Here is a 24,504-nt window from a genome sequence, read left to right on the forward strand (position 1 = left end):
GGAAGTTTCCGTACGACGCACGCGACAGCGCCGGAGGCGAACCGTGGCTCGACCCCGCATCGTGATCGTCGGCGCCGGCTTCGCCGGCTACCAGACGGCCCGCACCCTGTCCCGGCAGATGCGGCACAACGCCGACGTCACCCTGCTGAACCCGACCGACTACTTCCTGTATCTGCCCCTGCTGCCCCAGGTCGCCGCCGGGATCCTGGAGCCGCGCCGGGTGACGGTCTCCCTCTCCGGCACCCTGCCGCACGTCCGGCTGGTGCTCGGCGAGGCCGACGGGATCGACCTCGAGGGACGGACCGTGCACTACACGGGACCCGAGGGCGACGGCGGGACCCTGAGCTACGACCGGCTGGTGCTCGCCGCCGGCAGCGTCAACAAGCTGCTGCCGATCCCGGGCGTGGCCGAGCACGCGCACGGCTTCCGCGGGCTGCCCGAGGCGCTGTACCTGCGCGACCACGTCACCCGGCAGGTGGAACTCGCCGCGTCCGAGGGCGACCCGAAGACCTGCGCCGCGCGCTGCACCTTCGTGGTCGTCGGCGCGGGCTACACCGGCACCGAGGTCGCCGCGCAGGGAAAGCTGTTCACCGACGCGCAGGTCCGCAAACACCCCTTGCGCAAGGGGATGCGGCCGCGCTGGCTGCTCCTCGACATCGCGAAGCGGGTGCTGCCGGAACTCGACGAGCGTCTGTCCCGCACCGCCGACTCGGTGCTGCGCGAGCGGGGCGTGGACGTGCGGATGGGCACCTCGGTGAAGGAGGCCACGCACGACGGAGTCCTGCTGACGGACGGGGAGTTCGTGCCGACCCGCTCGCTGGTGTGGTGCGTGGGCGTACGGCCGGATCCGCTCGCCGACTCGCTGGGGCTGCCCATGGAACGCGGCCGGCTCCTCGTCGACCCGCACCTGCAGGTGCCGGGCCGGCCCGAGCTGTTCGCGGCCGGGGACGCGGCGGCCGTGCCCGACCTGGAGAACCCGGGCCAGTACACGCCGATGACCGCGCAGCACGCCTGGCGGCAGGGCAAGGTGGCCGGACGCAACGTGGCCGCGTCCCTCGGCTCCGGCGAGCGGCACGCCTACCGCCACCGCGACCTGGGGTTCGTCGTGGACCTGGGCGGGGTGAAGGCCGCGGCCAATCCGCTCGGCGTCCCTCTGTCCGGGCCGCTCGCCGGTGCGGTCACCCGGGCCTACCACCTCGCCGCGATGCCCGGCAACCGGGTCCGGGTCGCCGCCGACTGGCTCCTGGACGCCGTACTGCCGCGCCAGGCCGTCCAGTTGGGCCTCGTACGCTCCTGGTCGGTCCCGCTGGACACCGCGTCCCCGGAACTGGCCCGGGTGGCCGGCCGCCCGGACCGGCAGCAGGACACCGCGCCCCGCTCCGGCCCGGGCGCGGCAACGGCCGAGGACACCGGCACGACGCACCCTCCCGAGCCCGCCAAGGATCAGCCGCGCGCCCCCGAGCCCGCCAGGGCGAAGATCCGGCCGGGCGGTGAACCGGCCACGAACCAGCCGGGCGGGTCTGAGCCGGCGAAGGGGAACCGGCCGGGCGGTGAGCCGCCCATGAAACCGCCGGGCGGCGACCCCGCCAAGAATCAACCCGGCGGTGAGGCCGCCAAGAATCAATCCGGTCCCGGGCCTGCCGAGGGCCGATTCGGTGGCGCCGGACCCGGACAGGGCCAGGGTCTGCCCGGGGCCGGACCCGTCGCCGACGACCCGTCGGGGTCCGGGCTGGGCGCGGCGCAGGCGGGCGCCCCCGAGCCGGCGAAGAACCAGCCGGGTCATGAGCCCGCCAAGAACCAACCGGGCGGTGAACCGGCCAAGGGTCAGCCGGGCGGTGAACCGGCCAAGGGTCGGCCGGGCGGTGAGCCCGCCGAGGGGCAGCCCGGCGGTGAGCCCGGCAAGAATCAACCCGGTCCCGGGCCTGCCGAGGGGCGATCCGGCAGCGCCGGACCCGGACAGGGCCAGGGTCGGGCCGGGGCAGGACCCGTCGCCGACGACCTGTCGGTGTCCGGGCCGGCCGCGGGTACTCGTGGCCGGGAGCCGGAGCAGGGTCCGGGGCCCGTCAAGCGTTCCGACGCCTCCACGGAAGGAGACTCATGAACACCGACGAACTCGTAGAGCTGGGCCAGCAGTTGCGCGTGGACAGCGTGCGCGCCTCGGCCGCCGCCGGGTCCGGGCATCCGACGTCCTCGATGTCGGCCGCGGACCTGATGGCCGTGCTGATCGCCAACCACTTCCGGTACGACTTCGACCGTCCCGCGCACCCCGCCAACGACCGCTTCGTCCTGTCCAAGGGCCACGCCTCACCCCTGCTGTACTCCGTCTACAAAGCGGTGGGCGCCATCGACGACGACGAACTGCTCAGCTTCCGCAAGCTCGGCAGCCGCCTCGAGGGCCATCCGACCCCGCGCCAACTGCCGTGGGTCGAGACCGCCACCGGCTCGCTCGGCCAGGGCCTGCCCGTCGGTGTCGGCATCGCGCTGGCCGGCAAGCGCCTCGACCGCACCGGCTACCGCGTCTGGGTGCTGTGCGGGGACAGCGAGCTGGCCGAGGGGTCGGTGTGGGAGGCCGCCGAGCAGGCGGCGTACGAGAACCTCGACAACCTCACCGCGATCGTCGACGTGAACCGGTTGGGACAGCGCGGCCCCACCCGGCACGGACACGACCTCGACGCCTACGCCCGCCGCTTCCAGGCGTTCGGCTGGCACACCGTCGAGGTGGACGGCCATGACGTGGACGCGATCGACCGCGCCTACGGCGAGGCTGCCTCGACGTCCGGTCAGCCCACGGCGATCCTCGCCCGCACCCTCAAGGGCAAGGGCGTGGAGTCCGTCCAGGACCGCGAGGGCCTGCACGGCAAGCCGCTGCCGGAGGCCGAGGAGGCGATCGCGGAACTCGGCGGACCGCGTGACATCCGCGTCCGGGTGAACGAACCGCCCGCCGCCCGCGTGCTGCACTCCGTGCCCGCCGGGAGCCTGGAGCTGCCCCGCTGGGACATCGGGGACGAGGTCGCCACCCGCGACGCCTTCGGGCAGGCACTGGTCGCCCTCGGCGCCGGACGCGGCGACGTCGTCGCCCTCGACGGCGAGGTCGGCGACTCCACGCGGGCCGAGCTCTTCGCCAAGGAGTACCCCGACCGCTACTTCGAGTGCTACATCGCCGAGCAGCAGATGGTCGCCGCGGCCGTGGGGCTGGCCTCGCGCGGCTGCGTGCCGTACGCCGCCACGTTCGCGGCCTTCCTGACGCGCGCCCACGACTTCGTGCGGATGGCGTCGATCAGCGGCGCCGGCATCAACCTCGTCGGCTCGCACGCGGGGACCGCGATCGGGCAGGACGGGCCCTCCCAGATGGGCCTGGAGGACCTGGCGATGCTGCGGTCGGTGTACGGCTCGACCGTGCTGTACCCGTGCGACGCCAACCAGACCGCGCAGCTGGTCGCCGCCATGGCCGGCCTCGACGGCGTCCGCTATCTGCGGACCTCGCGCGGCGAGAGCCCGGTGATCTACGGGCCCGACGAGGAGTTCCCGATCGGCGGCAGCAAGGTGCTGCGCTCCTCGGACCAGGACCGGCTGACGATCGTCGCGGCGGGGGTCACCGTGCAGGAGGCGCTGACGGCCGCCGACGCGCTGGAGCGGGACGGCATCCGGGCCCGGGTCGTCGACCTGTACTCGGTCAAGCCGGTCGACCGGCGCACCCTGCGGCAGGCCGCCGAGGACACCGGCTGTCTCGTGACCGTCGAGGACCACCACGAGGAGGGCGGTATCGGCGACGCCGTCCTGGACGCCTTCCTCGACGGGCGGCCCGTGCCGCGCCTGGTGCGCCTCGCGGTGCGCGACATGCCGGGCTCCGCCTCGCCCGAGGAGCAGCTGCACGCCGCCGGCATCGACGCCGAGGCGATCGCGGCCGCCGGGAAACTGCTGGTGGAGGAGGCGGTCGTACGGTGAGCGACGACGGCGTACGGACCGTACGGGCCGGGCGCCGCACGGTGGAGGTGCACCGGCCGGACAAGGTGCTCTTCCCGGGGGACGGCGGGGCGAAGGAGTACACCAAGGGCGACCTGGTCGACTACTACCGCTCCGCCGCGCCGTTCCTGCTGCCGCATCTGCGGGGCCGTCCGCTGATGCTGGAACGGCATCCCGACGGTGTCGAGGGTCCGCGGTTCATGCAGAAGAACACCCCGGAGAACTACCCGGAGTGGATCACACGCGTCGAGCTGGCCAAGGAGGGTGGCACCGTCTGCCACACGGTGTGCGACGACTCCGCCACCCTCGTCTACCTCGCCGACCAGGCCTCGATCACCCTGCACCGCTGGCTGTCCCGGGTGGGCAGCGTGGAGCGGCCCGACCGGATGGTCTTCGACCTGGACCCGGCCGGCGACGACTTCACCGCGGTGCGGGAGGCCGCCTCGCTGCTCGGCGAACTCCTCGACGAGCTGAAGCTCCCCTCGGCGCTGATGACGACCGGCTCGCGCGGACTGCACGTGGTGGTGCCCCTCGACGGACGCCACGACTTCGACGAGGTCCGCGCGTTCGCCCGCGACGCCGCCGACACCCTGGCCGAGGCGCACCCCGACCGGCTCACCACCGCCGCCCGCAAGAAGGACCGCGGCGACCGGCTCTACCTGGACGTGGGCCGCAACGCCTACGCGCAGACCGCCGTCGCCCCGCTCACCGTCCGCGCCCGGCCCGGCGCACCCGTGGCGACCCCCATCGACTGGAGCCAGCTGGACGACCCGGACCTTTCCGCCGGCCGGTGGACCATCGCCGACGCCCTCGAACAGGTCCGCCGCGATCCCTGGGCCGGGATCAACCGCAGGGCGCGGGCGCTGGGACCGGCCCGCCGCAGGTTGGACGCGTTGCGTGGCGCCTGAAGGTTTGGCCACTGATATTGCGGCCACCCGCAGACAAGAGGTGGCCATGTCTGACACAAAAAACTCACAAGAACCCCAGAATTCACAGAAGTCACAGAATTCGGACAAAGGGAATGGCGGGGCGAGCAAGCGGCCAGGCCCCATGGAGGTGCTGCGCAACGCGCGTACGCAGCTCGCGGAGCTGACCGGTATGGCCGCCGAGAGCGTCTCGTCGTTCGAACAGACCGAGGACGGCTGGTGCCTCGAGGTCGAGGTCCTGGAACTTGCCCGAGTACCGGACACGATGAGCCTGATGGCGAGCTATCAGGTCGATCTCGACCCCGACGGCCAGCTGACCGGTTACCGGCGCGTCCGCCGCTACGAACGCGGGCGTGCTGACGCACACAGGTCTGGCGGCCGCTAGGCCGCCGACCCGCTCACACACTCGAAACCACAGACAAGGAGGCGCGGTCGGCATGACCGTTGTCCCGGCACAGCAGACCGGCGGTGGGGGCGGTTCCAGCGGCCTCTACGACGTTCTGGAACTCGTCCTCGACAGGGGTCTGGTCATTGACGCGTTCGTACGAGTCTCTCTGGTCGGCATCGAGATCCTGAAGATCGACGTACGTGTCGTCGTGGCCAGCGTCGACACCTACCTGCGCTTCGCCGAGGCGTGCAACCGGCTCGACCTGGAGTCCGGTCCGCACAAGAACCCCGGCCTGCCCGACCTGGTCGGCGAGATGACCGAGTCCGGCGCGCAGGGCAAGTCCAAGGGCGCCCTCTCGGGGGCCGCCGAGACCATTTCCGGCGCCTTCAAGCAGGCACGTGACGAAGGGGGCCGCGAGCGGGAGACCGAGTCCCGGCCGCGCGCCCGCAAGAGCACCTCCGCGCGCAGGAAGGAGGACGACGAGTGAGCACGTACGTCTACGGCATCACCGCGAGCTCGCACCCCGCGCTGCCGAAGGACCTCGCCGGTGTGGGCGACCCGCCGCGCCCGGTGCGGATCCTCGAGGCGGGTGAGCTGACGGCTGTCGTCAGCGACGCGCCCGAGGGGCTGCGGCCCAAGCGCAGGGACCTGCTCTCCCACCAGACCGTGCTCGCCGAGGCGGGCGCCGCCGGGGTGGTGCTGCCCATGCGCTTCGGGAGCGTCGCCCCCGACGACGACACCGTCACCAGCGTCCTGACCGAGCGCGCCGACCACTACAAGGAGCGGCTGGGCGCCCTGGAGGGCAAGGTCGAGTACAACGTCAAGGCCACCCACCAGGAAGAGGCCGTGCTGCACCTGGTGATGTCCGCGAACCCGGACATCCGCGCCATGACCGAGGCCAACCGCAAGTCCGGCGGCGGCAGTTACGACGACCGCCTGCGCCTCGGCGAGATGGTGGTCGCCGCCGTCAAGGCCCGGGAGAGCGAGGACGCGGCCGCGGTGCGCAGCGCTCTGGAACCCCTCGCCTCGGACGTCAGCGTGGGCCCCGAGTCCACCGGCTGGCTGGTCAACGTCTCCTTCCTGGTGGACCGCGACTCCGCCGACCGGTTCCTGACCGAGGTGGAGAACGTCCGCGGCAGCCATCCGCACATCGAGCTGCGCGTCAACGGCCCGCTGCCGCCGTACAGCTTCGTCGAACCGGGCCCCGCCGAGCACGCGGGCACGGCGGCCGGTCCGGGAGTCGCCCAGGAGTGAGGCCGTGGGACTCATCAAGGAGCTGGTTCTGCTGCCCTTCGCCCCGGTGCGCGGCAGCGGCTGGGTGATCGGGCAGGTCCTGCAGGAGGCGGAGCGCATCTACTACGACCCCGCCGCGATCAGGGCCGAACTCGCGCGGCTGGAGGAGCGGTTGGAGGCCGGCGAGATCGACGAGGAGGAGTTCGACCGACAGGAGGACGAACTCCTGGACCGGCTGGAGATAGGCCTGCGCGGTGGCGCGGGCACTGGCGACGGGACGGCACGATGAACCGAGTGGGAATGGGCCTCGCCCTAGGGGCCGGATATCTTCTGGGACGTACCAAGAAGATGAAACTGGCGTTCGCCGTCGGCACCATGGTGGCCGGCAAGCGGATGCATCTGAGCCCGAAGGCGCTCGCGGACCTGATGTCCCAGCAACTGCAGAACAACCCGCAGTTCAAGGAGATCGGGGACCAGCTGCGCGGGGACCTGCGCGGGGTCGGCAAGGCGGCCTCCGGCGCGATGGTGGAGCGGCAGATCAACTCCCTCGCCGACCGTCTGCACAGCCGTACGGCGCAGGTCCACGACCAGCTCAGCGGCGTGGCCGACAAGGCCGGCGGCCGTGACTCCGGCGAGCAGGACGACGGCGCCGAGCGGGAGGACACTGAGGAGGAGGAGCCGCGCGAGGAGTACGACGGGGACGAGCCGGAGGCCGAGGAGGAGTCCACGGACGCGGAGGCCGAGGACGAGTCCCCGGACGAGGAGGAGGACGAGGCGGAGCCCGCGAAGCGGACCGCCAGGAAGACCGCGAAGAAGACCGCGGCCCCGAAGTCCGCCGCCAAGAAGGCTCCGGCCAAGAAGACGGCGGCCAAGAAGACCGCGAGCAAGAACGCCCCGGCGAAGAAGACCGCCAAGAAGACCGCCGGCCGTGGCGGCTCGGCGGCCAGGGGCGCGGCCCGCGGAGCCAGGACCCGCCTGCCGAAGGGAGACGGTGAGCGATGACCGAGACCCTCGGATCGGCGACCTCCGCCGCGCGCGGGGCGACCGACAAGGCGAACCCGCTGACCGACCTCGCCCACAGCGAGGCCGCCGACCGCCTCAAGGCCGAGCTGCAGGACTACCTGGCCGCGCAGGCCCAGCGGCTGCTGACCGGCGTCGGCCGCAAGCTCGGCGAGACGACCGTCAAGCTGAACGACATAGCCGAGGGCAACAGCCCCGGCTTCGCCAAGCTCGCTCTCGACGGCGGCCGCAAGCTCGCCGAGGGCAAGGGGCCGCTGCGCTCCGCACTGGAGCTCGGCGCCTCTCGCGCCAAGGAGAACGTCGTGGATGCCTTCAAGAACCTCGGTGGGGGCAAGAACAAGCGCAAGCGCGGGGCGGGCAAGAAGCCGACGGTGATCATCGAGTCCGTCGACGTGGGCGTGGACCGGCGCACGGCCTACGACCAGTGGACGCAGTACCAGGACTTCAGCACCTTCGCCAAGGGCGTCAAGAGCGCGAGCCGCTCCGACGACACCCAGTCCGACTGGCAGCTGAAGGTCTTCTGGTCCAACCGCAGCTGGAAGGGGAAGACCACCGAGCAGATACCGGACGACCGGATCGCATGGACCTCGGAGGGCGCCAAGGGCACCACCAAGGGCGTCGTCTCCTTCCACCGCCTCGACGACAAGCTGACCCGGGTGCTGCTGGTCATCGAGTACTACCCCTCGGGGTTCTTCGAGAAGACCGGGAACATCTGGCGCGCCCAGGGCCGCCGGGCCCGGCTCGACCTCAAGAACTACGTCCGCTTCATCACCCTCAAGGGCGAGGCCGAGGACGGCTGGCGCGGCGAGATCCGCGACGGCGAGGTGGTCCGCAGCCACGAGGACGCGGTCGCCGAGGAGGAGCAGGAGGGCGAGGAGTCGTACGAGGGCGACGAGGAGGAGCCCAGGGACGACGAGGCGCGCGAGGAGGACGAGGCAGAGCCCGAGGAGGACGAGGAGCCCCGGGACGAGGAGGAAGAGGAGACCGAGGAGCCCGAGGAGGACGAGGAGGAGGCCGAGGGCGAGTACGAGGAGGAGGAAGAGCCGGAGTACGAGGACGAGGAAGAGCCCGAGTACGAGTACGCCGACGGCGGGAGCCGTCGATGAGCATGGCCGGCCGGATGCCCGAACCCTATGGACAGGGTTCGGGCGCCAACCTTGCCGACATCCTCGAGCGCGTGCTCGACAAGGGCATCGTGATCGCCGGTGACATCCGGATCAACCTGCTCGACATCGAACTCCTCACGATCAAGCTCCGGCTGATCGTCGCCTCGGTGGACAAGGCGAAGGAGATGGGCATCGACTGGTGGGAGACCGACCCCGCCCTCTCCTCCCGGGCTCGCCACAACGAACTCGCCCGGGAGAACGCCGAGTTGAAGGAACGGCTGGAGCGGATGGAACTCGACGGCGCGCGGCGTGCGGACCGGCGCGCCACGGAGGAGGAGGCCCCATGACCGGACTGCGGTACGTCTACGCCGTCTGCCGCCCCTTCGGCGCCCCGCTGCAGGCCCAGTTGAAGGGTGTGGCCGGCGATCCCCCCAGACTGCTGTCCCACCACGGCCTGATCGCCGTGGTGAGTCACGTACCGGAGCGGGACTTCGCCGAGGAGCCGCTCCGCAGGCGTCTGGAGGACCTGGACTGGCTGACCGAGACGGCGAGGGCCCACCAGAGCGTGATCGACGCCCTGACCGTGGTCACCACCCCGCTGCCCCTGCGGCTCGCCACCGTCTTCCGGGACGACAGCGGGGTCCGCGTCATGCTGGAGGGGCGCGAGGAGGACTTCCGGCGCACCCTGGACCGGCTGCAGGGCCGCGTCGAGTGGGGCGTCAAGGTGTACGTCGAGACCGGTCCGGAGACCGGCGCGGAGCCCGCGCCGAAGCCGTCGTCGGGCCGGGACTATCTGCGGCAGCGGCGGACGCGGGCGCGGGCGCACGAGGATCTGTGGCAGCAGACGGAGGAGTTCGCGAACGGTCTGCACAGCACGCTGTCCCGGTATGCCGAGGACTCCCGGCTGCACGCCCCGCAGAATCCCGCACTGTCCGGGGTTTCCGGGCGCAATGTGCTGAACGCCGCCTATCTGGTGCCCCGTGACCACTCCGAGGAATTCGTGGAACTGGTGGACCGGACCAAGGACCAGACAAAGGTGGACAGCCCCGGAATCCGGGTGGAACTCACCGGGCCGTGGGCCGCCTATTCCTTCGCGGGAGAAGAAGCATGACCGTCATCGAACGCCGCGAGATCGCCCTCGTGGACCTGCTCGACCGGCTGCTCGCCGGCGGGGTCGTCATCACGGGGGACATCACGCTGCGCATCGCGGACGTCGATCTGGTGCGCATCGATCTCAACGCGCTGATCAGCTCGGTCAACGAGCAGGTGCCGTCGCCCTGGGGGGAGTTGCTGTGACAGCACGCCGAGGCCGGATGGACCTGGAGCCGGACACCGTCGAGCGCGACCTGGTCAAACTCGTCCTGACCGTCGTGGAGTTGCTGCGCCAGCTCATGGAGCGCCAGGCACTGCGCCGTTTCGACGTGGGTGACCTCACCGAGGACCAGGAGGAACGGATCGGGCTCACGCTGATGCTCCTCGACGACCGCATGACCGAACTGCGCGAGCGGTACGGACTGCGGCCCGAGGACCTCAATCTGGACCTGGGGCCGCTCGGACCGCTGCTGCCGCGGGAATGAGCCCCGGCGGGCGGTCCTACTGCGCCACCTGTACCGGCGAGACCTCTTTTCGGCACAGGATCTCCCCGTGGAGGACGGCGAACCAGCCGTCCTCGTGCTCGCCCCACTCCCGCCAGGGCCGCGACACCGCCCGCAGCTGCTCCACGGTGGCGTGCCCGCCGCTGGTGGCCCGCTCCGCGTACGCGGAGGCCATCGTCCGGTCCGCCCACAGACCGCTCCACCAGGCCCGCTCCTCGGGCGTCGAGTAGGTCCAGGTGCTGGACGTGGCGGTGATGTCGGTCAGGCCCGCCCGCAGCGCCCAGGACCTCAGCCGGCGCCCGGCGTCCGGTTCCCCGCCGTTGGCCCGGGCCACCCGCCGGTACAGGTCCAGCCAGTCGTCCATGCCGGCCGACTCCGGATACCAGGTCATCGCCGCGTAGTCGCCGTCGCGTGCTGCGATGAACCCGCCCGGCCTGGTGACCCGCCGCATCTCGCGCAGGGCCTGCACCGGGTCGCCGACGTGCTGCAGCACCTGATGGGCGTGGACGACGCAGAAGGTGTCGTCGGGGTAGTCCAGGGCGTGGACGTCGGCGACCGCGAAGTCGACGTTGGTCAGGCCGCGTTCGGCGGCCGTGGCCCGGGCCTGGTCCAGGATGCCGGGCGCGTGGTCGACGCCGGTGACATGGCCGTCGGGGACCAGGGCCGCCAGGTCGGCGGTGATGGTGCCGGGGCCGCAGCCGATGTCCAGGATCCGCATGTGCGGCTTGAGGGAGCCGAGCAGGTAGGCCGCGGAGTTGGCGGCGGTCCGCCAGGTGTGCGAGCGCAGCACCGACTCGTGGTGCCCGTGCGTGTAGACGGCGGTCTCCTGCGACTTCGACATGACGAACTCCCCTGTTCGACGGCTTGCCGGTTACGCATCACGGTACGCCCGCATGTCGAAATGTGAGACCTGCGTATTGCGATATGGACTGACGCTGTGTCAGCTGAGAAGAGTGGTGAGTCGCGGCGGTTACCCTGAAGTGCCCGTTTCCCGTTCCGCGGGCGATCGCCGAGCCCGGAGGGTCCCTGAATGCGTCTGCTCCTCATACGTCACGGCCAGACCCCCAGTAATGTCGACAACCTGCTGGACACGGCCGTCCCGGGGCCGGGCCTGACCCCGCTGGGCGAGCGGCAGGCCGCGGCGCTGCCGCGGGCCCTGGCCGACGAGGACATCGAGGCCCTGTACGTCTCCACGCTGGTGCGCACGCAGCTCACCGCCGCGCCGCTGGCCGCCGCACGGGGTCTGGAGCTCCTGGTCCGGGACGGGATCCGGGAGCTGTCCGCCGGGGAGCTGGAGATGCTGCCCGGGGACACGGAGCAGGGGGAGCTGTACATGAAGACGGTGTTCGCCTGGGCCGACGGGGACACGGCTCTGCGGATGCCGGGCGGCGAGACGGGCGCGGAGGCGCTGGCGCGTTACGACGCGGTGGTCGCGGAGGCGGCCGGCAGCGGGGCCCGCACGGTCGCCATGGTCAGCCATGGCGCGGCGATCCGGATGTGGACGGCCGCCCGCGCGGACAACGTCGACGTTCCGTTCGCCGCGGCCCACCCCCTGCGCAACACCGGTGTGGTGATCCTGGAGGGCTCACCCTCCAACGGGTGGAAGGCGTTGTCGTGGGCGGGGGCCGTCGTCGCTCCCAGCGGCGACAGCGGTCCCGCCGGACAGTCCGTGGACGAGGTGCGATAAGGGTTTGCCCCGCCCCGCCGGTCGCCCGCAGAATGCCTCCTCATGGGACATCTGGAAGCCGCGCATCTCGAGTACTACCTCCCCGACGGGAGGGCGCTGCTCGGCGATGTGTCCTTCCGGGTGGGGGAAGGGGCCGTCGTGGCCCTGGTGGGCCCCAACGGCGCGGGCAAGACCACCCTGCTGCGGCTGATCTCCGGCGAGCTGAAGCCGCACGGCGGCACCGTCACCGTCAGCGGCGGGCTCGGCGTGATGCGGCAGTTCGTGGGGTCCGTACGGGACGAGACGACCGTGCGGGACCTGCTGGTGTCGGTGGCGCCGCCCCGGATCCGCGAGGCCGCGCAGGCCGTCGACCGGGCCGAGCACGCCATCATGACCGTCGACGACGAGGCCGCCCAGCTGACCTACGCGCAGGCGCTCGCCGACTGGGCCGAGGCGCGCGGGTACGAGGCCGAGACGCTGTGGGACATGTGCACCACGGCAGCGCTCGGGGTGCCGTACGAGCAGGCGCAGTGGCGGCAGGTGCGCACGCTGTCCGGCGGTGAGCAGAAGCGGCTGGTGCTGGAGGCGCTGCTGCGCGGCACGGACGAGGTGCTGCTGCTCGACGAGCCGGACAACTACTTGGACGTGCCCGGCAAGCGCTGGCTGGAGGAGCGGCTGAAGGAGACCCGCAAGACGGTGCTCTTCGTCTCCCACGACCGTGAGCTCCTCTCGCGGGCCGCCGAGAAGATCGTCTCCGTGGAGCCCGGCCCCGCCGGTGCCGACGCCTGGGTGCACGGCGGCGGCTTCGCCACCTACCACGACGCCCGGCGTGAACGCTTCGCGCGGTTCGAGGAGTTGCGCAGGCGCTGGGACGAGAAGCACGCCCAGCTGAAGAAGCTGGTGCTGAACCTCCGTCAGGCGGCCACCGTCAGCCATGAGCTGGCCTCCCGCTACCAGGCCGCGCAGACCCGGCTCAGGAAGTTCGAGGAGGCGGGACCGCCGCCCGAGCCGCCGCGCGAGCAGGACATCACCATGCGGCTCAAGGGCGGTCGTACCGGCGTAAGGGCCGTGACCTGCAAGCAACTTGAGCTGAGCGGGCTGATGAAGCCCTTCGACCTGGAGGTCTTCTACGGCGAACGGGTCGCCGTCCTCGGCTCCAACGGCTCGGGCAAGTCGCACTTCCTGCGGCTGCTGGCCGGGGAGGACGTGGCGCACTCGGGGGAGTGGAAGCTCGGGGCGCGCGTGGTGCCCGGGCATTTCGCCCAGACCCACGCCCACCCCGAGCTCCAGGGCCGCACCCTGCTGGACATCCTGTGGCAGGAGCACTCCCAGGACCGGGGCGCGGCGATGTCCCGGCTGCGCCGCTACGAGCTCACGGGCCAGGCCGAGCAGGCCTTCGACCGGCTCTCAGGCGGCCAGCAGGCCCGCTTCCAGATCCTGCTCCTCGAGCTGCAGGGCGTGACGGCCCTGCTGCTCGACGAGCCGACCGACAACCTCGACCTGGAGTCCGCCGAGGCGCTCCAGGAGGGCCTGGAGGACTTCGACGGCACGGTGCTCGCGGTCACCCACGACCGCTGGTTCGCGCGCTCGTTCGACCGCTATCTGGTCTTCGGCAGCGACGGACGCGTCCGGGAGACACCGGAAGCGGTGTGGGACGAGCGGAGGGTGGAGCGGGCGCGGTAGGCCGCCGGAGTGTGGAGCGGGCGCGGTGGGCCGCGCTCACTTCCACCTGAGCAGCGCCCCCAGTCCGCCCACCGGGGCCTCCCGCCCCTGCGCCGGGGTCACCGACAGCGCCGGGGCCCCGGTGGCCACCGCCGACCGGATCAGCGCGTCGTCCGCGCGGGCCGGCCACGAGTGCTGTTCGCCCAGGATCTCGAGGTCCGTGCGACGGACGGCGAGCTGGTCCGGGTCCTCGCCGATCCACACCTCGCGGTGCGCGTCGGGGCCGTCCGGGCGGATCAGCAGCTCGTCGATGCGGTGCTCGCGGGCGGCCTCCACCAGTGCGGGCACGCCCTCCACGGCCGCCGCGCGGCCTTCGCCGTCCGGTTCGCGGGCCGCCAGGAACCGCTCCAGCTCCCGCTCGGCCCGCTGCCGTACGTGATCGGCACGCGCCTGCTCGACCTCCTCGTCCAGCAGCCTGCTGCCGGTGCCGTGCGACGCTTCGACGGCCAGGTCCTTCAGATGCGCCGGCAGCCGCTCGTGCACCGACCGCCGCTCCCGGTCGTCACCCACGAGGATCAGCAGGTCGGCCCGGGTCTCTCCCCCACTGCCCAAAGGCGTGGGAGGTGCCCCCACCTGGCAGGCGGCGACGGCCTCGGCGATCTCGGCCGCGTTGTGCTCCCAGGTGTTCTCCACCTTCAGCTGGAAGTGCCGCTCCGACCAGTCCACGGTGCTCGTACGGTGCACCGGCCACTGCCGCCCGGTGACCGAGCCGACGTCCTCGCTCCCCAGCGAGCTGCGCAGCTCCAGGTCGGCGCCCTTGCGGTCGATGTAGGCCACCACGCACACCGGGTCCTCGCCGGCCAGCTCCAGCAGGGGAGCGGCGTGCGGCAGGGGTGCCCACACGGCATGGTCCCGCTGCGGGGGACGGGCCAGCGGAGGATCGAGGACCACTTCGCCGGCCCGGGCGAACACGGCCCGGCCGTTCGGTTCGGAGGAGTGCCGCAGCTCTTCGAGCGCCTCGCGCACCGCCCGGCAGGTGGCCTCGTCGGCGCCCTGCTGGTCCAGGTCCCGGGCGAGCGCCATGGCCGTCAGATGACGTTCGTGGGGCGTGGCCTCCGTGTGCCGGGACGTGTCGACGTACACGGAGGCCCAAGGGCCCGGATGTTCGTAGAGTGGATGCAGAAAGGCGAGATCCATGGCTCCCTCCCGGATGCCGCTTGGGGTTGTTGCTGCCGGGCGGGTACCCGGACCGCATGGACGAACACGACGAGCGGATCACCACCATGACCGGAGTCGACGCCAGCAGGCTGGACGACCAGCAGCTCATGAAGGAGCTGGAGACGATCCACCGCACGCGCCACGACACGCTGCTGTACGGCTCGAGCGACGCGCTGCGGGCCCACAACGACCGTATGGCCGAGCTGGAGGGCGAGTACCTGCGCCGCAACCCCCAGCGCATGGTGGCCGCGGGCCGCACCCGCGAAGGCGCCCGGGAACGCCAGAGCGGGGAGTCGGTGACTCCCCGCTCCTGACGCCCTCACCGCCGGTCAGTGGCGCACCGGTCAGTGGCGCACCGGCGGCCGGTCCCGGTGCCGGTGCGCCGCGATCGCGGCGACGAACGCCCGTGCGAACTCCGCGCCGGCGGGGCCCGGTGACGCGTCCGTCACCACACCCCGGTCGGCGATCACGCCCCGCGAGCCGGTGGACAGCTCGACGCCCTGGGGCTGGAGGACGGACAGCACCTCCACGCCCGAGCCGAGCGCGCCCACCGGCTTGCCGTGCAGATAGGCGCTCCGCACGAAGCGCAGCGCGTCCGGGTCCTCGACCACCGGCGGCGTGCCGTCCGGACCGCCGGGCACCAGCACGGCGTCGTACAGCACCGAGGCGACCGTCGGCAGCGCCCGGTCCACCGCGTACGTCTCCCCGTCGGCGCCCTTGACGGTGCCGTCGGCCGGAGCGAGCGCCTCGACGATCGCGCCCTCGGCGGCCAGCGTCTCCCGCACGGAGGCCACCTGCGCGGCGTCGACGCCATCGGTGACCAGGACCGCGATCTGCCGGGTGCGGATCGAGCCGTCGCCGCGCAGTGCCTGAAGGCTCAGCGCCGGGGACTCCTGCTTGTACGGCGTCTCCTGCGGGGCCGGTTCCGGCACACCGATACCGCGGGCCACGGCAGCCGCCAACTCCCCGTCCACCTTGGCGAGTTGTTCGACCGTACGGGCGCGTACCGTCATCGCCCCGACCTTGCCGAGCTCGAACCGGTAGGCGTCGACGATGTGCTGCTTCTCCCAGTCGGCCATGCTGTGGAAGAACAGCGCGGCCTGGCTGTAGTGGTCCTTGAAACTCTCGCTCCGCTTGCGGATCTTGGCGCCGTCGACCCGCTCCGCGTAGTGCGTGTACGCGTGCCCGTCGACGCCCGCGTGCGCGGGGCAGCCGCCGCCGAGCGAGTTCGGGAAGTAGTTCGTGCCCCGATGGATGGCGCTCTGGTGGTAGCCGTCGCGCTGGTTGGTGCGCACCGGCGCCACGGGCCGGTTGACCGGGATCTGCGTGAAGTTCGGGCCGCCCAGCCGGATCAACTGCGTGTCCAGGTAGGAGAAGTTGCGGGCCTGCAGCAGCGGGTCGTTGGTGAAGTCGATGCCGGGCACGACATTGCCCGTGTGGAAGGCGACCTGCTCGGTCTCGGCGAAGAAATTCTCCGGGTTGCGGTCGAGCACCATCCGGCCGATCGGCCGGACCGGCACCTGCTCCTCCGGAATGATCTTCGTGGCGTCGAGCAGGTCGAAGTCGAAGGCGAACTCGTCCTCCTCCGGCACGAGTTGCACGCCCAGCTCCCACTCCGGGTACTCGCCGGCCTCGATCGCGTCCCACAGGTCGCGTCGGTTGAAGTCCGGGTCACGGCCCTGGCACTCCTGTGCCTCGTCCCACACCAGCGAGTGCACGCCCAGCTTCGGCTTCCAGTGGAACTTCACGAACGTGCCGCGGCCCGCCGCGTCCACGAACCGGAAGGTGTGCACGCCGAAGCCCTGCATCATGCGGTAGCTGCGCGGGATCGCCCGGTCCGACATCAGCCACATGATGGCGTGCAGGGTCTCCGGCTGCAGCGACACGAAGTCCCACAGGGTGTCGTGCGCGGAGGCGCCGGTCGGGATGTCGTTGTGCGGCTCGGGCTTGACCGCGTGCACGAAGTCGGGGAACTTGATGCCGTCCTGGATGAAGAAGACGGGGAAGTTGTTCCCGACGAGGTCGTAATTGCCCTCCGACGTGTAGAACTTGGTCGCGAAGCCGCGCACGTCCCGCACGGTGTCCGCCGAGCCCTTCGGGCCCTGCACGGTGGAGAACCTGACGAAGACCGGCGTCCGCACCGACGGGTCCTGCAGAAAGGCGGCACGGGTGAACTCCGCGCAGGACTCGTACGGTTCGAAGTAGCCGTACGCGCCCGCTCCCCGGGCATGCACCACCCGCTCCGGGATCCGCTCGTGGTCGAAATGGGTGAGCTTCTCGCGGAAGTGGAAGTCCTCCATCAAGGTCGGCCCGCGCTCACCCGCGGCCAGTGAGTCGTCGGTGTGGTCGACCTCCACCCCCTGGTCGGTGGTGAGCGGCCCGGCGGCCGGGTCGTCCGCGTGGAAGGCCTCGCGCTGCTGCTGCTTGCGGTCCTCGCCCGGGGCACCCATCAGCCGGCCCCCTCGGAGAAGACGTGCAGGAAGGCCTCGCAGAACGCCTTGAGATCGTCCGGCTTGCGGCTGGTGATCAGCTTGTTGCCGCCGTTGTCGTCGATCTTCACCTGCTCGTCCACCCAGGTCCCGCCCGCGTTGCGGATGTCGGTCCGCAGGCTCGGCCACGAGGTGAGCGTGCGGCCGCGCACGACGTCCGCCTCGACCAGAGTCCACGGGGCGTGGCAGATCGCCGCGACCGGGCGGCCCTGCTCGAAGAAGTCCCGCACGAACGACACGGCCTTGTCGTCCGTGCGCAGGAAGTCGGGGTTGGCCACGCCGCCGGGCAGCACCAGCGCGCCGAACGAGCCGGCCGAGGCCTCGCCGACGACCTCGTCCACGGGGAAGGTGTCCGCCTTGTCGAGGTGGTTGAAGGCCTGGATCTCACCGGACTTCGTCGACACCAGCACGGGCTCGTGTCCGGCGTCCTTCGCCGCCTGCCACGGATCGGTCAGCTCGATCTGCTCGACGCCCTCGGGGGCGGTCAGGAATGCGATACGCATGATGTTCAACGTCCTTTCCTCGTGCGCCACGTCGCTCGGTCCGAGGCGCGTTTGCGGTTACGGCGGCCCACGCGCACGCAGCGCAGGAGTTCCTCGCCGTACGGCAGCACCACACAGGTGCCGACGGCCGCGGCGATGCCGGCGAGGTAGCCGCGGGACAGGGGCCGGCGGCGGGGCACCAGCCTCCAGGCGTCGGGGTCGCCGCCGCCCCCGCGCAGCAAGCACGTCACCTGGTCGGCGTGCAGGCACATCAGGGCGGCCAGCGCGCCGAAGGGCAGCGACTCCAGGAAACTGTGGATGTGCTGCTCGACCGGCTTGACCTCGCGGTCGCTGTCGACAGCCGTCCGCACGTCCCACAGCGCGGTCGCCTCGTGCACCGCGGCGCCGCCCAACTGCACCGACAGGAGCAGCGGGTTGACCTCGTAGCGCAGGGTCAGCGCGATGGGGACGCCGATCTCGGCCATCATCAGCGAATGGATCAGCGATTCCTTGGTGCCCGCCGTGTCCTCGATGCGGGTGCGGCGATGCATCACCCAGTCGGCGAGACCGGGTGCGAACCAGCCGGGCAGCAGTCCGTAGAGGAGATACCGGGTGGTGACGTCGGCGACGTCGACCGTGCGGGGGCCGGCGGCGATGTCCGCGGTCCGGCCGCGGGTCATACGGTGCCCCCGTCGTCGGGTTCGGCCCGGCTGATCTCGGCCAGCGCCGAGTCCGGGTCCTCGGCCTCGGCCAGGTCGCCGAGGGTGACCACACCGACCGGCAGACCGTTCTCGACGACCGGCAGCCGGCGTACGGCATGCGTGCGCATCAGCGCGACGGCCGCCTCCACCGGGTCGTCGGGAGCGACCATCACCGGATCCGGGGTGCACACGGACCGGGCGCTCACCGTCAGCGGGTCGACGCCCTCCGCGACCGCCCGCACCGTGATGTCACGGTCGGTGAGCACGCCGACGATCCGCTGACCGTCGGCGACGACCACGTCGCCGATGTCCTGCGCGCGCATCAGCTGCGCCGCCTCGACGAGTGACGCGTCCGGGCGGACGGCGACCACGCCCGGCGTCATGACCTCCCTGACGAAATCAGCCATCACAGTGGGCCTTCCTCCGCTTCCCGGCCGCCGGAACCCCGCGACCGTCATCGGCACGTCTATCGCTCTCGCCCGGCCTCGACGACCGCCTCGGCCAGCTGCTGGACCGTCGTGTAGCGCGCCGACCGGGGCAGGTCGTCCACCCGCTCGGTCAGGGCGTCGGGCGCGTGCGCCTGGCGCAGGGCGGCGGTCAGTTCCCGGGGGCCCGCGGGGAACACGTGGCGGTTCAGATGGCGCGCCAGTTCGGTGCGGACCCTGGCCAGGGACGCGGTGTTCGCGACGGGGCCGCCCGCGACCTCCGGGTCGTCGTCGGCGGTGGGCTCGGGATCGTGCCATTCCTCCGTCCGCGTGGGGCGTCCGGACCGGAGCAGCCCCTGGAGCTCGTGCTTCATCTCCTCGTCGCGGTGGACGCTCAGGCGGTCACTTCCTCGCTGCATGAGTGGTCCCTCCAGATCTTCGCGAGTGGGCACCGCGTACCCGAGGACCGGAGGCCGACACGGGGTTTGCGCGGCGAACCCCGGGAGACCCGGAGCTGACCCCCCACGCCCCGGAGAGGGAGGACGGCCATGCCACTGCTCGCCGTGATCATCCCGCTCCTCATGCTCGGCGTGGTGCTGGCACTGGGCCGTTACGAGGAGCTGGTGCTGCCGACGAAGAAGACCGACCGGAGCGAGGACGCCCCGGCCGGCCCCCTGGGCGCGACGCTGCCGCTCAGGATGCTGCCGAGCCGGGACCCGGCCCGGGCGGTCGCCGCGGAGAAGCATCCGCCCGCGCCCTCGGCCCGGCGGCCTAGCTCTTGTCCCGGCCCGGCAGGAACTCCTGCATCTTGGCCTTGAAGCCCCGCTTGACCATGGACGCGCGGTCCGCGTCGCCCTTCAGGATCGAGGCGGCCGTCGCCTCCATCTGCTCCCACGTGGCGTGCGGCGGGATCGGCGGCACGGCCGGGTCGGTCAGGAACTCCAGCACCGCGGGACGGTCCGCCTCCAGGCCGGCCCGCCAGGCCGCCTCGACATCCTCCGGTTTCTCGACCCGGATCCCGGTCAGTCCCAGCGAGCGGGCGAACGCGGCGTACTGCACGTCCGGGATCTGTTGCGAGGGCAGGAACGACGGGGCGCCCTCCATGGCCCGCATCTCCCACGTCACCTGATTGAGGTCCTGGTTGTTCCACACGGCCACGATCAGCCGCGGGTCCTCCCACAGATCCCGGTACTTGGCGGCCGTGATCAGCTCCGCCAGGCCGTTCATCTGCATCGCGCCGTCCCCGACCAGCGCGATCGCCGGACGGTCCGGATGGGCGAACTTCGCGCCGATCGCGTACGGCACCCCGGGACCCATCGTCGCGAGCGTGCCGGACAGGGAGCCGCGCATGGTGCCCCGCATCGTCAGGTGCCGCGCGTACCAGTTCGCCGTCGAACCCGAGTCGGACGAGACGATCGCGTCGTCCGGCAGCAGCGGATCGAGCGCGTGCGCCACGTACTCGGGGTTGATCGGGTCCGCCGAGAGCTGCGCCCGGCGGTCCATCACATCGCGCCAGCGCGTGACGTTGGCGCACACAGTGTCGTACCACTCGCGCCCGCGACCCTCGTCGATCAGCGGGATCAGCCGCTCCAGGGTCGCCTTCGCGTCGCCGACGAGGTTCACCTCGTACGGATAGCGCATCCCGACCATGCTCGGGTCGATGTCGATCTGCACCCCACGCGCCTTGCCGAACTTCGGCAGGAACTGCGTGTACGGGAAGGACGATCCGATGGTGAGCAGCGTGTCGCAGTCCCGCATCAGCTCGTACGACGCACGGGTGCCCAGCAGGCCGATCGAGCCGGTGACGTACGGGAGTTCGTCACTGAGGACGTCCTTGCCGAGCAGCGCCTTCGCCACCCCCGCGCCGAGCAGTTCGGCGATCCGCTCGACCTCGGCGCGCGCGCCCGCGGCGCCCTGGCCGACCAGAATGGCCACCTTGTCACCGGAGTTGAGGATCTCCGCCGCCCGGCGCACCGACTCCTCGGAGGGAATCGCCGTCCAGGAACTGCGGTCCAGGCTGGAGGGCACCATCTTGAACTCGTGCGTGGGAGCGGAGTAGTCGAGCTCCTGCACGTCACCGGGGACGATGATCGCGGTGGGGGAGCGGCGCGCGTACGCGGTGCGGATCGCGCGGTCGATGACGTTCGGCAGCTGCTCGGGGACCGTCACCGTCTCGATGAAGTCCGAGGCGACGTCCTTGAACAGCGTGTGCAGGTCGACCTCCTGCTGGTAGGAGCCGCCCATCGCCGTGCGATGTGTCTGTCCCACGATCGCCAGCACCGGGACATGGTCCAGCTTGGCGTCGTACAGGCCGTTCAGGAGGTGGATGGCGCCGGGCCCCGAGGTCGCCGCGCACACCCCGAGACGGCCGCTGAACTTGGCATAGCCGACCGCCTCGAACGCGGCCATCTCCTCGTGCCGGGCCTGGACGAACCGGGGCTTGTTCTCGGCCCTCCCCCACGCGGCGAGCAGGCCGTTGATGCCGTCGCCGGGATATCCGAAGACGTGGTCCACCCCCCACTCGCGCAGCCTCTGCAGGATGTGGTCGGAGACCTTGGTGCTCATGTGGGAACCTCCCGGGCCGTGACGTGAACGGGCAGCGGTCGTCCGCTGACGAGTCACCCCGCGGGCTGGGGGAAAACATGCGCGGTGTTTGCGGCAGGGGGCGGGGGGCAGGCGCAGTTGCAGTGCTTCGGACCGGAGGCACGTCCGTGGGAGCGGCGACGCGCCGCCCCCGGCCGCGTCCGCTCCCGACCTCGCGGCCGTACTCCACGGTGACCGTCCAACCCAGAGCAATCTCTGAGGAGTTGCGACGCATCATGCCCACCCGAGTGAGCGCGAAGCACCACCCGCACGACGACGCACCCGACACCGCCGAGGACTTCCGCAGGCTCGCCTCGCTGCCCCCCGGCCCACAGCGCGACACCCTGCGCGAACGGGTGGTCGAGGCCTGGCTGCCGATGGCCGAACGGCTCGCGGGCCGCTTCCGCAGCCGCGGCGAGAGCTACGAGGACCTGCGTCAGGTCGCGGCCCTCGGTCTGGTCAAGGCCGTGGACCGGTACGACCCCGCGCGCGGCAACGCGTTCGAGAGCTACGCCGTGCCCACCATCACCGGCGAGATCAAGCGGCACTTCCGCGACCACATGTGGACCCTGCACGTGCCGCGCCGGGTGCAGGACCTGCGCAATCGCGTCCGGCTCGCGACCCAGGACCTCTCCCAGACCGTCTCCGGGCGCAGGCCCACCGTGGCGGAGCTCGCCGAGCACGCCGAGATGAGCGAGGAGGACGTGCGGGCCGGCCTGGAGGCGCTGGAGAGCTTCACGGCCCTCTCGCTCGACGCCGAGCTGCCCGGCAGCGAGGCCGGCTACTCCCTGAGCGACGCGCTCGGCTCGGCCGACCCGGCGCTGGAGACGGTGGTGGACCGCGAGGCCGTCGCCCCCCAACTGGCCGCTCTGCCCGAACGCGAGCGGGCCATCCTCTACATGCGTTTCTTCGGCGACATGACCCAGAGCCGCATCGCCGAGCAGCTCGGCATCTCGCAGATGCACGTGTCCCGGCTGATCAGCCGGTGCTGCGACCGCGTCCGCGAACAGGTCATGCGCGAGTCCGCCTGAGGGGGAGCGTCCTTCGGGGCCGGCGGCCGCCGATGTCACCCGGTCGGACCCCGGTGTCCCGCGAATGGGGTCCGGCCGCGCGCGGCGTGGCGTGCGGCGGGCTGTGATGGCTGCGAGGCATGGCCACCGTGCCCCGCCCGCAGTCGTCGCTCGAAGGAGCCCACCCCATGCGCAGCACCGCCCGTGTCCTGTCCGCCGCGGCCCTGGCCAGTGCGGTGGTCGGCTTCGCCGCCTCGGCCGCCCTCGCGGACCCGGCCGCGGAGGTCAGCCCGACCACCGGCTCCCCGGGCGGCAGCGTCACCGTCTCGGTGACCTGCGAGTCCACCGGCGGCCCCGCCCCCGCGACCCTGGAAGCGACCTCGCAGGCCTTCGAGGGCGGCACCGTCCAGCTGCAGCGGGTCCCGGACGAGGACGGGGCGACCGCCCCCGCTCGCGCCGCCTATCGCGGCACCGCCCGTCTCGCCGCCGCCGACACCCTCACGGCCGACGGCCCCGGCGCGGCGACCCAGGACTCCCCCTGGACGGTCGACGGCACCTGCCCGGCGGTCCCCGGCGGACGGGGCAAGGCGTGGAGCGCCTCGTTCCATGTGAACCGCGGCGACGGCGCAGGCGGTGGGGGCGACACCCGGCCCGGCAGCGACGGCGCCGGCGGTGGGGGCGACACCCCGCCCGGCAGCGACGGTGCAGGCATCATCCCGCCGGGCGACGACGAAGGAGCCGTCACTCCGCCCGGCGAAGACGGCCAAGCCGTCACTCCGCCCGGCGACGTCCAGGGCGTCACGCGGCCCGGCGACGTCCAGGGCGTCACGCGGCCCGGCGAGGACGGCCAGGGCGTCACGCGGCCCGGCGAGGACGGCCAGGGCGTCACCCGGCCCGGCAAGGACAGCGACCCGTGCCGCGAGCAGTCCGCCGACTCCGCCGATTCCTGCGACCCCGCTGTCATCCAGCGCGGCGTAAGGGCCGGTGAGGGCGGCTCCTTCACCGACTCCGTGCCCGCCCTGGTCGCCGGTGGGATCCTGATCGCGGGCGCGCTGGGCGCCGCCGCGTACCGGCTGTGGCGCCGGGACACCCTGACCGGCCGCTGACCCCGGCCGCCGCATGTGACGGGCGCAACCCGGTCCGGCCGCCATGGACGGGCGGCTCGCTGGGTACTCCGAGCCCAGGGCCGCGCCCGGCGTCGGCCCAGCAGTCCACAACGGAGGTAGGGATGCCGCGGACCGCCCCGGAAGGCCACGGCCCCGTCCGTTTCGGGCCGCCCCTTCCCGAGGACGGCCTGCCCGTACTGCCCGAACTCGCCGCCGTTCTCGCCGCGTCGGCCGCCCGCGGCGACAGCGAGCCCGTCGGCGGCGGCCCCGCGCTCATCGAGGCCGCCTGCGGCTACTGGGGGCGCCGCGGACTCGCCGCCGCCCCCGACCGCGTGGCCGCCGGCCCCGGCGCCCCGGCCCTGCTGCTCGCCCTGACCGCCGCGCTCGGCGGCGACGTCCTGGTGCCCCGGCCCTGCGCGGCCTGGTGGGCGCCGTACGCACGCTTGTTGGGAAGACCCGTCTTCCATGTCGCGACGCCCGCCGAGAGCGGTGGCGTCCCGGACCCGTACGCGCTGCTGGAGACCGTCCGCCGGGTGCGCGACGAGGGCGGTGACCCGCGGCTGCTGGTGCTGTCCGTCGCCGACGACCCCACCGCCACCGTCGCCCCGCCCGAGGCGCTGCACGCGTGCCTGGAGGCCGCCGCGGGCGAGGGGTTGCACCTGGTCAGCGACGAGACCTGGCGCGACACCCTGCACGCCCCGCACGACACCGTGCTGCTCAGCCCCGCGGAGATGCTTCCCGACCGGGTCACCGTCGTCACCGACCTGGCCGGCGCGCTGCTGCCGCCCGGCTGGCCGGCCGCCGTGGCCCGCTTCCCGTCGGGCGAGGCCGGCAACGGCCTGCACGCGCGCGTGCTCGACGTGCTGACCGCCCTCGGCGCCCGCGTCGCCGGCCCGGTCGCCGCCCCGGCCGTGTACGCGCTGGGCGAGCC

The 24,504-nt window shown here is 72.2% G+C and carries 27 protein-coding genes; 19 read left to right on the forward strand and 8 right to left on the reverse strand.

The window, feature by feature from the left end:
* The first annotated feature begins 43 nt into the window (after positions 1-43).
* Genes ABZ453_RS21220 through ABZ453_RS21280 form a run of 13 tightly spaced genes read left to right on the forward strand, consistent with a single transcriptional unit; the run spans position 44 to position 10,213 of the window.
* Positions 44-2,101 carry an FAD-dependent oxidoreductase gene (locus ABZ453_RS21220; protein ID WP_359016495.1) on the forward strand — a complete coding sequence of 686 codons (2,058 nt, stop codon included), beginning with the start codon at positions 44-46 and terminating at the stop codon, positions 2,099-2,101.
* Positions 2,098-3,945 carry a transketolase gene (locus ABZ453_RS21225; RefSeq protein WP_359016497.1) on the forward strand — a complete coding sequence of 616 codons (1,848 nt, stop codon included), beginning with the start codon at positions 2,098-2,100 and terminating at the stop codon, positions 3,943-3,945. Before ABZ453_RS21220 ends, ABZ453_RS21225 begins: the two co-directional genes overlap by 4 nt.
* Positions 3,942-4,871, forward strand: coding sequence for a non-homologous end-joining DNA ligase (gene ligD, locus ABZ453_RS21230; protein ID WP_359016499.1), 930 nt, complete (start codon positions 3,942-3,944; stop codon positions 4,869-4,871). Before ABZ453_RS21225 ends, ligD begins: the two co-directional genes overlap by 4 nt.
* 46 nt (positions 4,872-4,917) lie before the next feature.
* Entirely contained in the window at positions 4,918-5,274 is a 357-nt protein-coding gene (locus tag ABZ453_RS21235) for a gas vesicle protein (protein WP_359016501.1), read from the forward strand.
* A 52-nt stretch (positions 5,275-5,326) separates the two neighbouring features.
* Positions 5,327-5,764, forward strand: a complete 438-nt coding sequence (locus ABZ453_RS21240; RefSeq protein ID WP_359016503.1) for a gas vesicle structural protein GvpA — start codon at positions 5,327-5,329, stop codon at positions 5,762-5,764.
* Positions 5,761-6,531, forward strand: coding sequence for a GvpL/GvpF family gas vesicle protein (locus tag ABZ453_RS21245; protein WP_359016505.1), 771 nt, complete (start codon positions 5,761-5,763; stop codon positions 6,529-6,531). Before ABZ453_RS21240 ends, ABZ453_RS21245 begins: the two co-directional genes overlap by 4 nt.
* A 4-nt stretch (positions 6,532-6,535) precedes the next feature.
* The gene (locus ABZ453_RS21250; RefSeq protein WP_359016507.1) at positions 6,536-6,799 is read left to right on the forward strand and encodes a gas vesicle protein GvpG; all 264 of its coding nucleotides are present in this window, start codon (positions 6,536-6,538) and stop codon (positions 6,797-6,799) included.
* A complete protein-coding gene (locus tag ABZ453_RS21255; RefSeq protein ID WP_359016509.1) occupies positions 6,796-7,512 on the forward strand; it encodes a DNA primase in 717 nt (238 codons plus the stop codon). Before ABZ453_RS21250 ends, ABZ453_RS21255 begins: the two co-directional genes overlap by 4 nt.
* Positions 7,509-8,636: an SRPBCC family protein gene (locus tag ABZ453_RS21260; protein WP_359016511.1), complete on the forward strand. Its 1,128-nt coding sequence runs from the start codon at positions 7,509-7,511 to the stop codon at positions 8,634-8,636. Before ABZ453_RS21255 ends, ABZ453_RS21260 begins: the two co-directional genes overlap by 4 nt.
* Entirely contained in the window at positions 8,633-8,983 is a 351-nt protein-coding gene (locus ABZ453_RS21265) for a gas vesicle protein (protein WP_359016513.1), read from the forward strand. The genes ABZ453_RS21260 and ABZ453_RS21265 overlap by 4 nt, the downstream gene beginning before the upstream one ends.
* The gene (locus tag ABZ453_RS21270) at positions 8,980-9,747 is read left to right on the forward strand and encodes a GvpL/GvpF family gas vesicle protein (protein ID WP_359016515.1); all 768 of its coding nucleotides are present in this window, start codon (positions 8,980-8,982) and stop codon (positions 9,745-9,747) included. Before ABZ453_RS21265 ends, ABZ453_RS21270 begins: the two co-directional genes overlap by 4 nt.
* Entirely contained in the window at positions 9,744-9,932 is a 189-nt protein-coding gene (locus ABZ453_RS21275) for a gas vesicle protein (protein WP_133041853.1), read from the forward strand. Before ABZ453_RS21270 ends, ABZ453_RS21275 begins: the two co-directional genes overlap by 4 nt.
* The gene (locus tag ABZ453_RS21280) at positions 9,929-10,213 is read left to right on the forward strand and encodes a gas vesicle protein K (RefSeq protein ID WP_165954739.1); all 285 of its coding nucleotides are present in this window, start codon (positions 9,929-9,931) and stop codon (positions 10,211-10,213) included. Before ABZ453_RS21275 ends, ABZ453_RS21280 begins: the two co-directional genes overlap by 4 nt.
* Positions 10,214-10,229: 16 nt before the next feature.
* Here ABZ453_RS21280 and ABZ453_RS21285 read toward each other — a convergent pair whose 3' ends face one another.
* Positions 10,230-11,072, reverse strand: coding sequence for a class I SAM-dependent methyltransferase (locus ABZ453_RS21285; protein ID WP_359016518.1), 843 nt, complete (start codon positions 11,070-11,072; stop codon positions 10,230-10,232).
* Positions 11,073-11,261: 189 nt separating this feature from the next.
* Between ABZ453_RS21285 and ABZ453_RS21290 the strand changes: the two genes are divergently transcribed.
* Positions 11,262-11,918 (forward strand): histidine phosphatase family protein, encoded by a 657-nt coding sequence (locus ABZ453_RS21290; protein WP_359016520.1) that lies wholly within the window; start codon positions 11,262-11,264, stop codon positions 11,916-11,918.
* 42 nt (positions 11,919-11,960) lie between these two features.
* On the forward strand, positions 11,961-13,580 hold the full coding sequence (locus ABZ453_RS21295; protein WP_359016522.1) for an ATP-binding cassette domain-containing protein: 1,620 nt from the start codon (positions 11,961-11,963) through the stop codon (positions 13,578-13,580).
* Positions 13,581-13,616: 36 nt separating this feature from the next.
* Here ABZ453_RS21295 and ABZ453_RS21300 read toward each other — a convergent pair whose 3' ends face one another.
* Complete coding sequence (locus tag ABZ453_RS21300; RefSeq protein ID WP_359016524.1) at positions 13,617-14,756, reverse strand: Vms1/Ankzf1 family peptidyl-tRNA hydrolase; 1,140 nt, start codon at positions 14,754-14,756, stop codon at positions 13,617-13,619.
* A gap of 56 nt (positions 14,757-14,812) precedes the next feature.
* Between ABZ453_RS21300 and ABZ453_RS21305 the strand changes: the two genes are divergently transcribed.
* Entirely contained in the window at positions 14,813-15,091 is a 279-nt protein-coding gene (locus tag ABZ453_RS21305) for a DUF6158 family protein (protein ID WP_133041858.1), read from the forward strand.
* A 30-nt stretch (positions 15,092-15,121) separates the two neighbouring features.
* Here the strand turns inward: ABZ453_RS21305 and ABZ453_RS21310 are convergent, their stop codons facing one another.
* The 6 genes from ABZ453_RS21310 to ABZ453_RS21335 form a co-directional block, all read right to left on the reverse strand.
* Entirely contained in the window at positions 15,122-17,227 is a 2,106-nt protein-coding gene (locus ABZ453_RS21310) for a catalase (RefSeq protein ID WP_359016527.1), read from the reverse strand.
* The gene (locus ABZ453_RS21315; RefSeq protein ID WP_359016529.1) at positions 17,227-17,769 is read right to left on the reverse strand and encodes a type 1 glutamine amidotransferase domain-containing protein; all 543 of its coding nucleotides are present in this window, start codon (positions 17,767-17,769) and stop codon (positions 17,227-17,229) included. Before ABZ453_RS21315 ends, ABZ453_RS21310 begins: the two co-directional genes overlap by 1 nt.
* 5 nt (positions 17,770-17,774) lie before the next feature.
* Entirely contained in the window at positions 17,775-18,428 is a 654-nt protein-coding gene (locus tag ABZ453_RS21320) for a diguanylate cyclase (protein WP_359016531.1), read from the reverse strand.
* Positions 18,425-18,856, reverse strand: coding sequence for a CBS domain-containing protein (locus tag ABZ453_RS21325; RefSeq protein ID WP_133041862.1), 432 nt, complete (start codon positions 18,854-18,856; stop codon positions 18,425-18,427). Before ABZ453_RS21325 ends, ABZ453_RS21320 begins: the two co-directional genes overlap by 4 nt.
* A gap of 59 nt (positions 18,857-18,915) precedes the next feature.
* Entirely contained in the window at positions 18,916-19,293 is a 378-nt protein-coding gene (locus ABZ453_RS21330; protein WP_359016533.1) for a DUF2795 domain-containing protein, read from the reverse strand.
* A gap of 352 nt (positions 19,294-19,645) precedes the next feature.
* Complete coding sequence (locus ABZ453_RS21335) at positions 19,646-21,439, reverse strand: thiamine pyrophosphate-requiring protein (RefSeq protein WP_359016535.1); 1,794 nt, start codon at positions 21,437-21,439, stop codon at positions 19,646-19,648.
* A gap of 254 nt (positions 21,440-21,693) precedes the next feature.
* On the opposite strand from ABZ453_RS21335, the gene ABZ453_RS21340 reads away from it, so the two are divergent.
* From ABZ453_RS21340 to ABZ453_RS21350, 3 genes are all read left to right on the forward strand, one after another.
* Complete coding sequence (locus ABZ453_RS21340; RefSeq protein WP_359016537.1) at positions 21,694-22,488, forward strand: RNA polymerase sigma factor SigF; 795 nt, start codon at positions 21,694-21,696, stop codon at positions 22,486-22,488.
* A gap of 167 nt (positions 22,489-22,655) precedes the next feature.
* A complete protein-coding gene (locus ABZ453_RS21345; protein WP_359016538.1) occupies positions 22,656-23,573 on the forward strand; it encodes a hypothetical protein in 918 nt (305 codons plus the stop codon).
* 122 nt (positions 23,574-23,695) lie between these two features.
* Positions 23,696-24,504, forward strand: an 809-nt coding sequence (locus tag ABZ453_RS21350; protein WP_359016540.1) for an aminotransferase class I/II-fold pyridoxal phosphate-dependent enzyme, incomplete at its 3' end; no start/stop codon positions are given.

The organism is Streptomyces sp. NPDC005799 (assembly GCF_040630525.1).
GTDB lineage: Bacteria > Actinomycetota > Actinomycetes > Streptomycetales > Streptomycetaceae > Streptomyces > Streptomyces griseorubiginosus_B.

Coding starts and splice junctions, on each gene's coding strand:
- ABZ453_RS21295 (WP_359016522.1), top strand. CDS start 11,961: ATGGGACATCTGGAAGCCGCGCATCTCGAGTACTACCTCCCCGACGGG.
- ABZ453_RS21235 (WP_359016501.1), top strand. CDS start 4,918: ATGTCTGACACAAAAAACTCACAAGAACCCCAGAATTCACAGAAGTCA.
- ABZ453_RS21270 (WP_359016515.1), top strand. CDS start 8,980: ATGACCGGACTGCGGTACGTCTACGCCGTCTGCCGCCCCTTCGGCGCC.
- ABZ453_RS21305 (WP_133041858.1), top strand. CDS start 14,813: ATGGACGAACACGACGAGCGGATCACCACCATGACCGGAGTCGACGCC.
- ABZ453_RS21285 (WP_359016518.1), bottom strand. CDS start 11,072: ATGTCGAAGTCGCAGGAGACCGCCGTCTACACGCACGGGCACCACGAG.
- ABZ453_RS21315 (WP_359016529.1), bottom strand. CDS start 17,769: ATGCGTATCGCATTCCTGACCGCCCCCGAGGGCGTCGAGCAGATCGAG.
- ABZ453_RS21290 (WP_359016520.1), top strand. CDS start 11,262: ATGCGTCTGCTCCTCATACGTCACGGCCAGACCCCCAGTAATGTCGAC.
- ABZ453_RS21255 (WP_359016509.1), top strand. CDS start 6,796: ATGAACCGAGTGGGAATGGGCCTCGCCCTAGGGGCCGGATATCTTCTG.
- ABZ453_RS21225 (WP_359016497.1), top strand. CDS start 2,098: ATGAACACCGACGAACTCGTAGAGCTGGGCCAGCAGTTGCGCGTGGAC.
- ABZ453_RS21300 (WP_359016524.1), bottom strand. CDS start 14,756: ATGGATCTCGCCTTTCTGCATCCACTCTACGAACATCCGGGCCCTTGG.
- ABZ453_RS21345 (WP_359016538.1), top strand. CDS start 22,656: ATGCGCAGCACCGCCCGTGTCCTGTCCGCCGCGGCCCTGGCCAGTGCG.
- ABZ453_RS21340 (WP_359016537.1), top strand. CDS start 21,694: ATGCCCACCCGAGTGAGCGCGAAGCACCACCCGCACGACGACGCACCC.
- ABZ453_RS21330 (WP_359016533.1), bottom strand. CDS start 19,293: ATGCAGCGAGGAAGTGACCGCCTGAGCGTCCACCGCGACGAGGAGATG.
- ABZ453_RS21335 (WP_359016535.1), bottom strand. CDS start 21,439: ATGAGCACCAAGGTCTCCGACCACATCCTGCAGAGGCTGCGCGAGTGG.
- ABZ453_RS21310 (WP_359016527.1), bottom strand. CDS start 17,227: ATGGGTGCCCCGGGCGAGGACCGCAAGCAGCAGCAGCGCGAGGCCTTC.
- ABZ453_RS21320 (WP_359016531.1), bottom strand. CDS start 18,428: ATGACCCGCGGCCGGACCGCGGACATCGCCGCCGGCCCCCGCACGGTC.
- ABZ453_RS21260 (WP_359016511.1), top strand. CDS start 7,509: ATGACCGAGACCCTCGGATCGGCGACCTCCGCCGCGCGCGGGGCGACC.
- ABZ453_RS21265 (WP_359016513.1), top strand. CDS start 8,633: ATGAGCATGGCCGGCCGGATGCCCGAACCCTATGGACAGGGTTCGGGC.
- ABZ453_RS21240 (WP_359016503.1), top strand. CDS start 5,327: ATGACCGTTGTCCCGGCACAGCAGACCGGCGGTGGGGGCGGTTCCAGC.
- ABZ453_RS21275 (WP_133041853.1), top strand. CDS start 9,744: ATGACCGTCATCGAACGCCGCGAGATCGCCCTCGTGGACCTGCTCGAC.
- ABZ453_RS21325 (WP_133041862.1), bottom strand. CDS start 18,856: ATGGCTGATTTCGTCAGGGAGGTCATGACGCCGGGCGTGGTCGCCGTC.